The sequence below is a fragment of the Sphaerisporangium sp. NPDC005288 genome (genome assembly GCF_040607475.1).
GTDB classification, from domain to species: Bacteria; Actinomycetota; Actinomycetes; order Streptosporangiales; family Streptosporangiaceae; genus Sphaerisporangium; species Sphaerisporangium rhizosphaerae.
The window spans coordinates 1-13590 of sequence record NZ_JBEXGT010000025.1 but is presented as its reverse complement, the minus strand read 5'-3'; the positions used below and the strand labels follow the sequence as shown (position 1 = coordinate 13590).

Annotated in this window: 13 protein-coding genes; all 13 read left to right on the top strand. The window is 71.8% G+C overall.

Annotation, left to right across the window (positions count from 1 at the left end; all coding sequences use genetic code 11):
* Positions 1–42 precede the first annotated feature (42 nt).
* Positions 43–975, top strand: a complete 933-nt coding sequence (locus ABZU32_RS23240; protein ID WP_354925107.1) for an aspartate carbamoyltransferase catalytic subunit — start codon at positions 43–45, stop codon at positions 973–975.
* Positions 972–2276: a dihydroorotase gene (locus ABZU32_RS23235; RefSeq protein WP_354924966.1), complete on the top strand. Its 1305-nt coding sequence runs from the start codon at positions 972–974 to the stop codon at positions 2274–2276. Before ABZU32_RS23240 ends, ABZU32_RS23235 begins: the two co-directional genes overlap by 4 nt.
* Positions 2273–3421, top strand: a complete 1149-nt coding sequence (gene carA, locus ABZU32_RS23230) for a glutamine-hydrolyzing carbamoyl-phosphate synthase small subunit (RefSeq protein ID WP_354924964.1) — start codon at positions 2273–2275, stop codon at positions 3419–3421. Before ABZU32_RS23235 ends, carA begins: the two co-directional genes overlap by 4 nt.
* Positions 3414–6704: a carbamoyl-phosphate synthase large subunit gene (carB, locus tag ABZU32_RS23225; protein WP_354924961.1), complete on the top strand. Its 3291-nt coding sequence runs from the start codon at positions 3414–3416 to the stop codon at positions 6702–6704. Before carA ends, carB begins: the two co-directional genes overlap by 8 nt.
* A gap of 13 nt (positions 6705–6717) precedes the next feature.
* Complete coding sequence (locus tag ABZU32_RS23220) at positions 6718–7614, top strand: dihydroorotate dehydrogenase electron transfer subunit (protein ID WP_354924959.1); 897 nt, start codon at positions 6718–6720, stop codon at positions 7612–7614.
* On the top strand, positions 7604–8578 hold the full coding sequence (locus tag ABZU32_RS23215) for a dihydroorotate dehydrogenase (RefSeq protein WP_354843201.1): 975 nt from the start codon (positions 7604–7606) through the stop codon (positions 8576–8578). The genes ABZU32_RS23220 and ABZU32_RS23215 overlap by 11 nt, the downstream gene beginning before the upstream one ends.
* Positions 8575–9273 carry an orotidine-5'-phosphate decarboxylase gene (gene pyrF, locus ABZU32_RS23210; protein ID WP_354843198.1) on the top strand — a complete coding sequence of 233 codons (699 nt, stop codon included), beginning with the start codon at positions 8575–8577 and terminating at the stop codon, positions 9271–9273. Before ABZU32_RS23215 ends, pyrF begins: the two co-directional genes overlap by 4 nt.
* A 657-nt stretch (positions 9274–9930) precedes the next feature.
* On the top strand, positions 9931–10254 hold the full coding sequence (mihF, locus tag ABZU32_RS23205; protein ID WP_114031276.1) for an integration host factor, actinobacterial type: 324 nt from the start codon (positions 9931–9933) through the stop codon (positions 10252–10254).
* 151 nt (positions 10255–10405) lie between these two features.
* On the top strand, positions 10406–10969 hold the full coding sequence (gene gmk / locus ABZU32_RS23200) for a guanylate kinase (RefSeq protein ID WP_354843860.1): 564 nt from the start codon (positions 10406–10408) through the stop codon (positions 10967–10969).
* 109 nt (positions 10970–11078) lie between these two features.
* Positions 11079–11342, top strand: coding sequence for a DNA-directed RNA polymerase subunit omega (rpoZ, locus tag ABZU32_RS23195; RefSeq protein ID WP_189166350.1), 264 nt, complete (start codon positions 11079–11081; stop codon positions 11340–11342).
* A 52-nt stretch (positions 11343–11394) separates the two neighbouring features.
* Positions 11395–12615: a bifunctional phosphopantothenoylcysteine decarboxylase/phosphopantothenate--cysteine ligase CoaBC gene (coaBC, locus tag ABZU32_RS23190; protein WP_354924957.1), complete on the top strand. Its 1221-nt coding sequence runs from the start codon at positions 11395–11397 to the stop codon at positions 12613–12615.
* A gap of 133 nt (positions 12616–12748) precedes the next feature.
* The gene (locus ABZU32_RS23185) at positions 12749–13117 is read left to right on the top strand and encodes a hypothetical protein (RefSeq protein ID WP_354843190.1); all 369 of its coding nucleotides are present in this window, start codon (positions 12749–12751) and stop codon (positions 13115–13117) included.
* A 135-nt stretch (positions 13118–13252) separates the two neighbouring features.
* Positions 13253–13590 (top strand): S-adenosylmethionine synthetase N-terminal domain-containing protein (locus ABZU32_RS23180; protein ID WP_354924955.1); only part of this gene is annotated, 338 nt, incomplete at its 3' end.

Genomic DNA, 13590 nt, shown 5'->3' with positions numbered 1-13590 from the left:
TGTCCCCGTCTCGCGCCCTTGCCCGAGAGGAGGCCGGCGATGATGCGCCACCTGCTGTCCACCGCCGACCTGTCGCGCGACGACGCCCTGCTGATCCTCGACACCGCCGAGCAGCTCGCGCAGGTCTCCGGCCGCTCGATCAAGAAGCTGCCGACCCTGCGCGGCCGCACGGTGGTGAACCTCTTCTTCGAGGACTCCACCCGCACCCGCATCTCCTTCGAGGCCGCCGCCAAGCGCCTGTCCGCCGACGTGATCAACTTCTCGGCGAAGGGGTCCAGCGTGTCCAAGGGCGAGAGCCTGAAGGACACCGCGCTCACCCTGCAGGCGATGGGCGCCGACGCCGTGGTCGTGCGCCACGGCGCCTCGGGCGCCCCGCACCGCCTGGCCAACTGGGTCGACGGCAGCGTGGTCAACGCCGGCGACGGCACGCACGAGCACCCGACGCAGGCCCTGCTGGACGCCTTCACGATGCGCAGGCGCCTCGGCGACCTGGTCGGGCGACGGGTCACCATCGTCGGCGACGTGCTGCACAGCCGGGTCGCCCGCTCCAACGTCCACCTGCTGCACACTCTGGGCGCCGAGGTGACGCTGGTCGCGCCGCCGACGCTGCTGCCGGTGGCGATGGGCGAGTGGCCGTGCGAGGTCTCCTACGACTTCGACGCGGTGCTGCCCAAGTCCGACGCGGTCATGATGCTGCGCGTCCAGCACGAGCGGATGAACGCCTCCTACTTCCCCTCGGCCCGCGAGTACAGCCGCCGGTACGGCCTGGACCCCGAGCGCCTCGGCCGCATGCCCGACGGCGCGATCGTCATGCACCCCGGGCCGATGAACCGCGGCATGGAGATCGCCGCCGAGGTCGCCGACTCCGCGCGCTCCACCATCGTCGAGCAGGTCACCAACGGCGTGACCGTGCGCATGGCCGTCCTGTACCTGCTTCTGTCCGGCTCGGAGCCCGCGATCGGGGGAAACCAGTGACCTACCTTCTCAAGGGGGCCCGCGTCCTCGGAGGCGAGCCGAAGGACATCCTGCTCAAAGACGGCTACATCGCCGCCGTCGGTGCTCCCGGCGAGGTGGACGCCCCCGGCGCGGGGCATCTCGACGCCGGCGGGCTGATCGCGCTGCCCGGCCTGGTCGACCTGCACACCCACCTTCGCGAGCCGGGCCGCGAGGACGCCGAGACCGTGGAGTCCGGCACCGCCGCCGCGGCGCTCGGCGGGTACACCGCGGTCCACGCGATGGCCAACACCTCCCCGGTCGCCGACACCGCCGGCGTGGTCGAGCAGGTCTACCGGCTCGGCCAGGAGGCCGGGCACTGCGACGTCCAGCCGGTCGGCGCGGTCACCTCGGGCCTGGCCGGCAAGCAGCTCGCCGAGCTCGGCGCGATGGCCGACAGCGCGGCCCGGGTGCGGGTCTTCTCCGACGACGGGGTGTGCGTCTCCGACGCCGTCCTGATGCGCCGGGCCCTCGAGTACGTCAAGGCGTTCGACGGGGTGGTGGCCCAGCACGCCCAGGAGCCGCGCCTCACCGAGGGCGCGCAGATGAACGAGGGCGCGATCTCGGGGCGCCTCGGCCTGACCGGCTGGCCGGCGGTCGCCGAGGAGGCCATCATCGCCCGCGACTGCCTTCTGGCCGCGCACGTCGGCTCCCGGCTGCACATCTGCCACGTCTCGACGGCCGGGTCTGTGGAGATCATCCGCTGGGCGAAGTCCAAGGGCTGGGACGTCACCGCCGAGGTCACCCCGCACCACCTGCTGCTCACCGACGCCTGCGCCGAGGACTCGCCCAACGGCGCCTACAACCCGATCTACAAGGTCAACCCGCCGCTGCGCACCAGGGCCGACGTGGAGGCGCTGCGCGAGGCGCTCGCCGACGGCACCATCGACTGCGTGGCCACCGACCACGCCCCCCACCCGGTCGAGGACAAGGAGACCGAGTGGCCGGCCGCGGCCATGGGCATGATCGGCCTGGAGACCGCCCTGTCGGTGGTCCAGGAGGCCATGGTCGAGACCGGCCTGCTCGACTGGGCGGGCGTCGCCGACCGCATGTCCGCGCGGCCCGCCCGCATCGGGCGGCTGGACGGCCAGGGCGGCCCGCTGAGGCCCGGCACGCCCGCCCACCTCACCCTGTTCGACCCGTCGGTCCGCTGGGCCGTGGACCCGGGCGGGTTCGCCTCCAAGAGCCGCAACACCCCCTACCAGGGCATGACCCTGCCGGGGCGGGTGGTCGCCACGTTCCTGCGCGGCCGCCCCACCGTTCTCGAAGGGAAGCTCACGTGACGCTCGCGACCACCGGCACGGCCGTCCTCGTGCTGGAGGACGGCCGGGTCTTCCACGGCACGCCGTACGGCGCCGAGGGGGAGACATTCGGCGAGATGGTGTTCTCCACCGGCATGACCGGCTACCAGGAGACCCTCACCGACCCCTCTTACCACCGGCAGATCGTGGCGATGACCGCCCCGCACATCGGCAACACCGGCGTCAACGACGAGGACCCGGAGTCCTCCCGCGTCTGGGTCGCCGGGTACGTCGTGCGCGAGCCGGCGCGCGTCGCCTCCAACTGGCGCTCCAAGCGCTCGCTGGACGAAGAGCTGCGCCGGCAGGGCGTCGTCGGCATCGCCATGCCGGGCACGCGCGCGCTCACCCGCCACCTGCGCGAGCGCGGCGCCATGCGCGCCGGGGTGTTCACCGCGCCCTCGGCGCCCGTGGAGGAGCTGGTCGAGCGGGTCAAGGGCAGCCCTTCGATGGTGGGCGCCGACCTGGCCAAGGAGGTCTCCACCGCCGAGCCGTACGTCGTGCCCGCCCACGGCGCCAAGCGGTTCACGGTGGCCGCCGTCGACCTCGGCATCAAGGCGATGACCCCCCACCGCATGGCCGAGCGCGGGTGCGAGGTCCACGTGCTCCCGGCGAGCGCCACGGCCGCCGACATCCTCGCCCTGGACCCCGACGGCGTCTTCCTGTCCAACGGGCCGGGCGACCCCGAGACGGCCGGCTACGCCGTCGAGGCGCTCACCGGCGTCATGGAGGCCGGCCGGCCGGTGTTCGGCATCTGCTTCGGCAACCAGATCCTCGGCCGCGCCCTGGGCCTTGGCACCTACAAGCTGCGGTACGGGCATCGGGGCGTCAACCAGCCCGTCCAGGACCGCCGCACCGGCAAGGTGGACATCTCGGCGCACAACCACGGCTTCGCCGTCCAGGCGCCCCTCGACGGGCCCTTCGAGACCCCCTACGGCCGCGCCGAGGTCAGCCATGTGAACCTCAACGACGGCTGCGTGGAAGGGCTGCGCCTGCTCGACTACCCGGCCTTCAGCGTCCAGTACCACCCCGAGGCCGCGGCGGGCCCGCACGACGCCGCCGGCCTGTTCGACGAGTTCTGCGCCCTGATGGCGCGCCCGGGCACCAAGGAGGGTGGCACGCGTGGCTAAGCGCACCGACATCTCGTCGATCATGGTGATCGGCTCCGGCCCCATCGTGATCGGGCAGGCCTGCGAGTTCGACTACTCGGGCACCCAGGCGTGCCGGGTACTGCGGGCCGAGGGCTACCGGGTGATCCTCGTCAACAGCAACCCCGCGACGATCATGACCGATCCCGAGTTCGCCGACGCCACCTACGTCGAGCCGATCACCCCCGAGATCGTCGAGCAGATCATCGCCAAGGAGCGCCCCGACGCGCTGCTGCCCACCCTGGGCGGGCAGACCGCGCTCAACACGGCCGTCGCGCTGCACGAGGCCGGGGTGCTCGAGCGCTACGACGTCGAGCTCATCGGCGCCGACATCGACGCCATCCAGGCCGGGGAGAACCGCGAGCTGTTCAAGCAGATCGTCGCCAGGGTCGCCGCCGAGCACGGCCTGAACGCCGAGTCGGCGCGCTCGGCGATCTGCCACACCCTGCAGGAGTGCCTGGACGCCGCCGCCGGGCTCGGCTACCCCGTCGTGGTGCGGCCGAGCTTCACCATGGGCGGCGCCGGCTCGGGGTTCGCCTACGACGAGGCCGACCTGCGCCGCATCGCCGGCGCCGGCCTGGACGCCTCGCCGACCACCGAGGTGCTCCTCGAGGAGTCCATCCTCGGCTGGAAGGAGTACGAGCTGGAGGTCATGCGCGACCGGGCCGACAACGTCGTCATCGTGTGCTCCATCGAGAACATCGACCCGATGGGCGTGCACACCGGCGACAGCGTCACGGTGGCCCCGGCCATGACCCTCACCGACCGCGAGTACCAGAACATGCGCGACGTCGCCATCGCGGTGATCCGCGAGGTCGGCGTCGACACCGGCGGCTGCAACATCCAGTTCGCCGTGGACCCGCGCACCGGGCGCATGATCGTCATCGAGATGAACCCGCGCGTGTCGCGGTCCAGCGCCCTGGCCTCCAAGGCGACCGGCTTCCCGATCGCCAAGATCGCCGCCAAGCTCGCCGTCGGCTACACCCTGGACCAGATTCCGAACGACATCACCCGCGAGACGCCGGCCTCCTTCGAGCCCTCCCTGGACTACGTCGTGGTCAAGGTGCCGCGCTTCGCCTTCGAGAAGTTCGCCGGGGCCGACCAGACCCTCACCACCCACATGAAGTCGGTCGGCGAGGCCATGGCCATCGGCCGGTCCTTCCCCGAGGCGCTCCAGAAGGCCCTCAGGTCACTGGAGAAGAAGGGCTCGTCCTTCTCCTGGACGGGCGACCCCGGAGAGAAGGACGAACTGCTCGCCGCCTGCCGCAAGCCGCACGACGGGCGGCTGCGCACCATGCAGCAGGCGATCAGGGCCGGGGCGACCCTTACGGAGCTGTACGAGGCCACCAGCGTCGACCCGTGGTTCCTGGACCAGCTCTATCTCATCGACGAGGAGGCCCGCGAGCTCGGCCGCGGCGAGCCGACCGCCGCCGCCCTCACCCGCGCCAAGCGGCACGGCTTCAGCGACGCGCAGATCGCCGAGATCCGCGGCATGGCAGAGCCCGAGGTGCGCGCGCTGCGCCACGGCCTCGGCGTGCGGCCGGTGTACAACACCGTCGACACCTGCGCCGCCGAGTTCGCCGCCAAGACCCCCTACCTCTACTCGACCTACGACGAGGAGAACGAGGTCCCCGGCGGCGACCGGCCCAAGGTCATCATCCTGGGCAGCGGCCCCAACCGCATCGGCCAGGGCATCGAGTTCGACTACGCCTGCGTCCACGCCTCGTTCGAGCTGTCGAAGGCGGGGTACGAGACCGTGATGGTCAACTGCAACCCCGAGACCGTCTCGACCGACTACGACACCTCCGACCGGCTGTACTTCGAGCCGCTCACGCTGGAGGACGTCCTTGAGGTCGTGCACGCCGAGCAGCAGGCCGGCCCGGTCGCCGGGGTGATCGTCCAGCTCGGCGGGCAGACCCCGCTCGGGCTGGCGCAGGCGCTCAAGGACGCCGGGGTGCCGGTCGTCGGCACCAGCCCCGAGTCCATCCACCTGGCCGAGGAGCGCGGGGCGTTCGGGCGGGTGCTGGCCGAGGCGGGCCTGCCCGCGCCCAAGCACGGCACCGCGGTCACCGTCGAGGAGGCGCGGGCCATCGCCGGCGAGATCGGCTACCCCGTCCTGGTGCGCCCGTCCTACGTCCTGGGCGGCGCGGGCATGGCCATCGTCTACGACGAGGCCACCCTGAGCGCGTACATGGAGCGGGCCGGCGCCGCCAGCGACCACCCGGTGCTGGTCGACAAGTTCCTCGACGAGGCCATCGAGATCGACGTGGACGCCCTGTTCGACGGCGAGGAGCTCTACCTGGGCGGCGTCATGGAGCACATCGAGGAGGCCGGCATCCACTCCGGCGACTCGGCGTGCGCGCTGCCGCCGATCACCCTGGGCGGGTTCGACATCAAGCGCATCCGCGCCGCCACCGAGGCCATCGCGCGCGGCGTCGGCGTGCGCGGGCTGCTGAACGTCCAGTACGCCATGTCGGCCAACATCCTGTACGTCCTTGAGGCCAACCCGCGGGCGAGCCGCACGGTGCCGTTCGTGTCCAAGGCGACCGCCGTGCCGCTGGCCAAGGCCGCCGCGCGGGTGATGATGGGCGAGACCATCGCCGCGCTGCGCGGCCAGGGCATGCTGCCCGCCGAAGGCGACGGCGGGACGCTCCCGCTGGACGCCCCCATCGCGGTCAAGGAGGCCGTGCTGCCCTTCAACCGCTTCCACGGCGTCGACATCATCCTCGGGCCCGAGATGCGCTCCACAGGCGAGGTCATGGGCATCGACGAGGTGTTCGGCACCGCCTACGCCAAGTCGCAGTCGGCCTCCTACGGGTCGCTGCCGACCAAGGGGCGGGCGTTCGTCTCGGTCGCCAACCGCGACAAGCGGGCGATGATCTTCCCGGTGAAGGCCCTGGCCGACCTGGGGTTCGAGATCCTGGCCACAGAGGGCACCGCCGAGGTGCTGCGCCGCAACGGCGTCCATGCCAAGATCGTGCGAAAGCAGAGCGACGGCATCGGCACGGACGGTGAGCCCACCATCGTGACCCGCATCCTGGACGGCGAGGTGGACCTCATCGTGAACACCCCCTTCGGCAGCCCCGGGCAGTCGGGGCCGCGCCTGGACGGCTACGACATCCGCACGGCGGCCGTCCTGCGGGGCATCCCGTGCGTCACCACGGTGCAGGGGCTCGGCGCGGCCGTCCAGGGCATCCAGGCGATCGCCGCCGGGTCGGTGGGCGTACGGTCGCTCCAGGAGCACGCCCAGCGGCTGAGGGGCTGACGCCCGGCGGGAGGTGGAGGAGACGGCCGTTACTCCGGTGCAGGTGACCGGCACGGTGCTGACGACGCGCCGCGTGGACGCCTACCACGCCCTGACCGTCGTCGCGCCGGGCATCGCCGAGCGCTTCCGTCCCGGGCACTTCGTCTCCGTGGCCGTCGGCGGCCCGCACACCTCCATGCCGACGCGCCGGGCCTTCTCCGTGCACGACGTCAAGCCCGACTACGGCGGCACCGTCGAGCTGGTGTTCGCCGTGCGCGGGCGGGGCACCGCGTGGCTGGCCGAGCGCAAGGCCAGGGACACCCTGGACCTGGTCGGGCCGCTCGGCCGGCCCTTCCCCGTGCCGCGCGACCCGTGCGCGTGCGTGCTGGTCGGCGGAGAGTACGGCTCGGCGTCGCTGTTCGCACTGGCCGACACCCTGCAGCAGCGCGGCTGCCGGGTCGACTTCGTGCTCGGCGCCGCCTCGGCCGACCGGGTGTTCGGCGCGCTGCGCGCCCGGCGCATGGGGGAGACCACGACGCTCACCACCGAGGACGGCTCCCTCGGCCTGCGCGGCCGGGTGACCGACGCGCTGCCCTCGGTGATCGCCGACGCGCGGGCCGACGTGGTGTACGCCAGCGGGCCGATGGCCATGCTGCGCGGGGTGACCGCCGTCGCGGTCGAGTTCGACATTCCCGTGCAGGTCAGCGTGGAGGAGGCGATGGCCTGCGGGTACGGCGTCTGCATGACGTGCGTGATCCCGGTCATCGGGGAGGACGGGGTGACCCGCATGGTGCGGTCGTGCGTCGAGGGCCCGGTCTTCCGCGGCGAGCGCGTGCGGTTCGAGGACATCGGCACGATCCCGTTCGACGCCCTCGGAGCCCCCGGGGGACGAGCCCAGGAGGGAGGTGCCCACACCCGAAATGTCAGTTGACATGCGGACGTACCTGGCGCACGTCGAACTGGCCAACCCGATCACCACGGCCGCCGGGTGCGCCGCCTCCGGCGCCGAGCTCTCCCAGTTCTTCGACCTCGCCCGCCTCGGCGCGGTGGTCACCCGCTCGATCACCATGGCGCCAAGGGCCGGGCGGCCCACCCCCCGCATGGCCGAGACGCCCTCCGGCATGCTGAACGCCGTGGGGCTCCAGGGGCCCGGCGTGGAGGTCTTCCTCGAGCGCGAGCTTCCCCGGCTGGTCGAGCGCGGGGCCAGGGCCGTGGTGTCCATCGCCGGCGGCAGCATCGCCGAGTACACCGCGCTCGCGCGCAGGCTCGCCGACGCGCCCGGCGTGGCCGCCGTCGAGGTCAACCTGTCGTGCCCCAACGTCGAGGACCTCGGCCGGGTCTTCGCCCGCGACCCCGCCGCCTCCGCCGAGGTGCTCGCCTCGGTGCGCGCCACCATGCGCTACGACGTCCCCGTCGTGGCCAAGCTCGCCCCGGACGTGGCCGACATCGTCGCCGTCGCCCGCGCCTGCGTGGACGGCGGCGCCGACGCCCTCGCCATGATCAACACCCCGCTCGGCATGAGCATCGACGTCGACACCATGCGCCCCTCGCTCGCCGCCGGCACCGGAGGGCTCTCGGGGCCCGCCATCCGGCCGCTGGCCGTGCGCTGCCTGTGGCAGGTGCACGCCGCGCTGCCCGGCGTGCCCATCGTCGGCATGGGCGGCGTCATGACCGGCAGGGACGCCCTGGAGCTCATCCTGGCCGGCGCCTGCGTCGTCTCGGTGGGCACCGCACTGTTCCACGACCCCTACGCTTGCCTGCGGATTCTGCGGGAGCTGGAAGACCTGCTCAAGGAGCGCGGCTTCGAGCGCCTCGCCGACGCCGTCGGCCTCGCGCACCGACCGCCCGGGGCAGGGCCCCGGCACCGTATCGACCTGGAGGAGAGCTCACTTTGACGTCCGCACCCATCGCCGTCGCCCTGGACGCACCTGATCTGGAGACGGCGGCCCGCTGGGCGGCCCTGGTGACGCCGCACGTGAGCACCGTGAAGGTCGGCCTCGAACTCTACCTGCGCTACGGACCCGACGTGATCGCCTCCGTGCGCGGCGCCTCCGGCGTCCAGATCTTCCTGGACCTGAAGCTCCACGACATCCCGAACACCGTCGCCGGAGCGGCCAAGGCCGTCACGCGCCTCAAGCCGCACATCCTCACCGTCCACGCGGCCGGAGGCGGCACCATGATCCGCGCCGCCGTCGACGCCCTCCCCAACACCGTCATCGCCGCCGTGACGGCCCTGACATCGCTGTCAGAGGCCGATCTGGTGCGCCTGGGGGTCAGGGGCCCGGCGAGCGACGCCGTGCGCCGTCTGGCCGTAGAGGCCGTCGGAGCGGGCGCCCAGGCCCTCGTGTGCTCCCCGCGCGAGGTGGCCGCCGTCCGCGCGGAGGTCGGGCCCGGCATTACGCTCATCACCCCGGGCGTGCGGCCCGCCGGTTCCGACACCCAGGACCAGGCCAGGGTAGCCACCCCCGAGCAGGCCATCGCCGACGGGGCCGACCTGCTGGTGATCGGACGGCCCATCACCGGCTCGCCCGACCCCGGCGCCGCCGCCGCCGGCATCGCCGCGGCCCTCCGGCGCGTCCTCTCGGGTTGAGCTGTGCTCGCTCGGCGGGCTCGGGGCGCCCTTGAGGCGGCGGGCTGTGTTTGTTTGGCCTCGCTCCGCTCGGCGGGCTCGGGGCGCCCTTGAGGCGGCGTCCTTCGTCGTCGTCCGGGCTCGTTCCTCACCCTCCCTCCTCCTCAGGACACCGCCGCGCCCCGAGCAGCGTTTGCTTGGCCTCGCTCCGCTCGGCGGGCTCGGGGCGCCTTTGAGGCGGCGCGAGCGGGTCTTGTGGCCGAGCCGTTGGGATGGTTTGACGGGGCCTGGGTGACCTTGAGACGGGTGTTGTGTCGGGTCGGTGGACTCGCTGTGCTCGGCGGGCTTGTGGGGTCTCTGGGGGCGGCCTGAGTGGGCTGTTTGGGCGGTCTGGTGGAGTCGCTCGCGGCGAGTCCGGAGGGCGGAGGATGGCGGAAAGGATGATCTTTGTGGTGCCGAATGGACTAGCCCGCTGGGTTTCCCGCCGCGTGGGAGGACTAGCCCGCGAGGGGCCAGTACAGGCCGGTTTTGTCGACGCACGGCAATGAGGCGAACACGCTGGGTGATGAAATGAATTTCTTGTGGGGAGAAACTGGCCTTGACGTTGCTTGCGAGCCCAAGACCAGCTAGTTTCCCCTCCCGTCCGAGTACATCGACAGAAATTCGAGGTGACCCGGCGTGGCTCTTCCTCCCCTGACCCCCGAGCAGCGCGCCGCAGCCCTGGAGAAGGCTGCCAAGGCCCGCAAGGAGCGTGCCGAGGTCAAGAACCGGCTGAAGCACGGCGCGGTTTCTCTGGCTGAGGTGCTGAAGGATGGTCAGACCGACGACGTCATCGGCAAGATGAAGGTGTCGGCACTTTTGGAGTCGCTCCCCGGCGTGGGCAAGGTCCGCGCCAAGCAGCTCATGGAGCGGCTCGGTATCGCCGAGTCCCGTCGTGTACGGGGCCTCGGCGCCAACCAGCGCGCCGCTCTGGAGCGTGAGTTCGGCGGTGCCGAGAGCTGATCTCGGTTCGCGGAACATGATTTACGGGGGTGTGGTAGTGACCGGTACGTCCTGGCCCGAAGAGGGCGGAGCCCACAAGGCTCCCGTTTTCGGGGGGTACGGGACACGTGACGGTGACTCCATGCCTCCATCCGGGAGTCCGGAGGCGACGATGGTCTCCTCCGGACCGACGGGCAAGCGCCTCACGGTCCTGTCCGGCCCGTCGGGCGTCGGCAAGTCCACGGTCGTCGCCGAGCTTCGGCGGTCCCACCCCGAGGTGTGGCTGTCGGTCTCGGTGACCACCAGGTCTCCCCGGCCCGGTGAGACCCACGGCGTCGAGTACTACTTCGTCGACGGCGCCGAGTTCGACCGCATGGTGGCCGGCGGCGAGCTGCTCGAATGGGCGGAGTTCGCCGGCAACCGGTACGGGACGCCCCGTGCGCCCGTCGAGCGCAAGCTCGCCGAGGGCGTGCCGACGCTGCTGGAGATCGACCTCCAGGGCGCGCGGCAGGTGCGCGAGTCGATGCCGGAGGCGCTGCTGGTCTTCCTGGCCCCGCCGAGCTGGGAAGAGCTGGAGAGCCGCCTGCGCGGCCGCGGCACCGAGCCCGAGGACGTCATCGAGCGCCGCCTGGCGGCGGGCCGCGTCGAGCTGGCCGCCGAGAAGGAGTTCGACCTGTCGCTGGTCAACACGGCGGTCAAGGATGTGTGCGGCCGGCTGGTAGCCTTGCTGAAGTGACGATCGGCCCGGCCTGAGCGAGTCGGCCCCGCCGTTCCCGCCTGGTATCCTCCGAGGCCAAGACCGCAGACTCGAATACGAGTCCAATTCCGACTGAGAGGCCGACGACGTGGCAGGCACTGCCCCGGTTGCCGAAGGCATCACCAACCCGCCGATCGACCAGCTGCTTGAGGTCGTCGACAGCAAGTACAGCCTGGTCATCATGGGCGCGAAGCGGGCGCGCCAGATCAACGCCTACTACTCCCAGCTCGGCGAGGGCCTGCTGGAGTACGTCGGCCCCCTGGTGGAGACCCACGCCCAGGAGAAGCCGCTGTCCATCGCGCTGCGCGAGATCTCCGAGGGGCTGCTGAGCTCCGAGCCCATCGAGGGCTGAGACCTTCCCGAGGCGACCCCGAGCCCGACAGCACTCCGCCCCGGAGACCACGATGGCCAGCCACGACCGCGCCAGGCCGAGAGTCGTTCTCGGCGTGGGCGCGGGCATCGCCGCGTACAAGGCGTGCGAGCTGCTGCGGCTGTTCACCGAGTCGGGGCACGACGTCCGGGTCGTCCCCACGCGCGACGCGCTGCGCTTCGTCGGCGAGCCCACGTGGGCGGCCCTGTCCGGCAACCCCGTCACCAGTGAGGTGTGGGAGTCGGTCCACGAGGTGCCGCACGTCCGCATCGGCCAGGGCGCCGATCTGGTGGTGGTCGCCCCGGCGACCGCCGACATCCTGGCCAGGGCGGCCCATGGCCTGGCCGGCGACCTGCTCACCAACACGCTGCTCACCGCGCGATGTCCGGTGGTCTTCGCCCCCGCCATGCACACCGAGATGTGGGAGCACCCCGCCACCCGGGCCAATGTCGCGACGCTGCGCGAGCGCGGCTCGCTGGTCATCGAGCCGGCGGTGGGCCGGCTGACCGGCGCCGACACCGGGCCCGGCCGTCTTCCCGACCCTGAGCAGATCTTCGAGGCCTGCCGGCTCGTGCTGGCGGGGCGCGGGCGCGACCTCGCCGGTCGCCGCGTGGTGATCTCCGCCGGCGGCACACGCGAGGCCATCGACCCGGTCCGCTACATCGGCAACCGCTCCTCCGGCCTGCAGGGGTACGCCCTGGCCCGCACGGCGGTGGCGCGCGGGGCCGAGGTGACGCTGGTCGCGGCGAACGTGGCCCTGCCCGACCCGGCGGGGGTCACCGTCCTGCGCGTCGAGTCCGCTCTGGAACTGCGCGCGGCGGTGTTCGAGGCGGCCGCCCGCGCCGACGTGGTGGTCATGGCGGCGGCCGTGGCCGACTTCCGTCCCGCCGAGCGCAGCGGATCCAAGATCAAGAAGACCTCCGCGGGGCCCGAGCCGATCCGGCTGACCGAGAACCCCGACATCCTGGCCGAGCTGTGCGAGCGGCGCAGGCAGGGCGGCGAGCCCGCTCCCGAGGTGATCGCCGGCTTCGCCGCGGAGACCGACGACGTGCTGGCCAACGGCCGCGCCAAGCTCGCCCGCAAGGGCTGCGACCTGCTGGTCGTCAACCAGGTGGGGGAGGGGCTGGCCTTCGGCACCCCCGACAACGCGGCGGTCGTCCTGGTGGCCGATGGCGAGCCCGTCGAGGTGCCTCGCGCTCCCAAGGAGGTTCTGGCGGACGTCGTCTGGGACCTGGTCGTCCCCCGCCTGAGCTGATCGCCGGGGCGGCGATGCGGGCGCTTCGGAGCCACAGATCTCTGACCTTGACCGCAAACCGGGACGAAGGCGCTTGATGGCGGGCGATTCCCGGCGGATACTCCAGATGGATGCCGGACCGGGAGGTCTTGACATGCCGGTGACCGCCGCCATCAGGGGACGCTGTCGCGCTCTGCTGCCGCCGGGCGAGGACATTCACTATGTCTTCCCCGTCACTTTGGTGCGCTCGGGCGGCGTGGCCAACTACATGGTCGTGGTGACGGGCCGTTCGATCACCGTGCTGGCCACCAAGGTGTTCAGCAGGTACGAGCCCGCCGCGGTGTGGGCGACCTACCCGCGCCAGACGCGCCTCGGCCCCGTGCGATTCGCTGCCGGTCCCACGATCGAGTTGGGTGGTACGGTTTTCGAGGTCGACGATGAATACGTCGCGGTCGTCGCGGCGGCGGACGCCGAGGCGTTCTCCCCGGGAGACCTCCCGAAGGATCCGCTGCCCGACCTGTGAACGGCGTCGGCCACGCCCACATGCCAGGACGGTAGAGCGGCGCCGCTACAGGTAGGGCTACACTCGGCGGAGCGCTTCGGCCGTCTCACGCCCAAGCCAACGACGTCAGCAGCCGCTGCATGAGGAGCCACTGAGTTGTCCCGCCGCCTGTTCACTTCCGAGTCGGTCACCGAGGGTCACCCGGACAAGATCGCCGACCAGATCAGCGACGCCATCCTCGACGCCATGCTCAAGGGCGATCCGACGAGCCGGGTCGCGGTCGAGACGATGATCACGACTGGTCAGGTCCATGTCGCCGGTGAGGTGACGACTGAGACGTATGTCGATATTCCGGGGTTGATCCGGGAGAAGATCCTGGAGATCGGGTACGACGCTTCGCACAAGGGGTTCGACGGTGCCTCGTGCGGGGTGTCGGTGTCGATCGGGGCGCAGTCGCCCGACATCGCGCAGGGTGTCGATGACGCCTATGAGGC

What these genes read in the sequence shown, in the direction of transcription:
- ABZU32_RS23185 (WP_354843190.1), top strand. Translation starts at nt 12,749, where the DNA reads ATGCCGGTGACCGCCGCCATCAGGGGACGCTGTCGCGCTCTGCTGCCG.
- coaBC (WP_354924957.1), top strand. Translation starts at nt 11,395, where the DNA reads ATGGCCAGCCACGACCGCGCCAGGCCGAGAGTCGTTCTCGGCGTGGGC.
- ABZU32_RS23240 (WP_354925107.1), top strand. Translation starts at nt 43, where the DNA reads ATGCGCCACCTGCTGTCCACCGCCGACCTGTCGCGCGACGACGCCCTG.
- gmk (WP_354843860.1), top strand. Translation starts at nt 10,406, where the DNA reads ATGGTCTCCTCCGGACCGACGGGCAAGCGCCTCACGGTCCTGTCCGGC.
- ABZU32_RS23215 (WP_354843201.1), top strand. Translation starts at nt 7,604, where the DNA reads ATGTCAGTTGACATGCGGACGTACCTGGCGCACGTCGAACTGGCCAAC.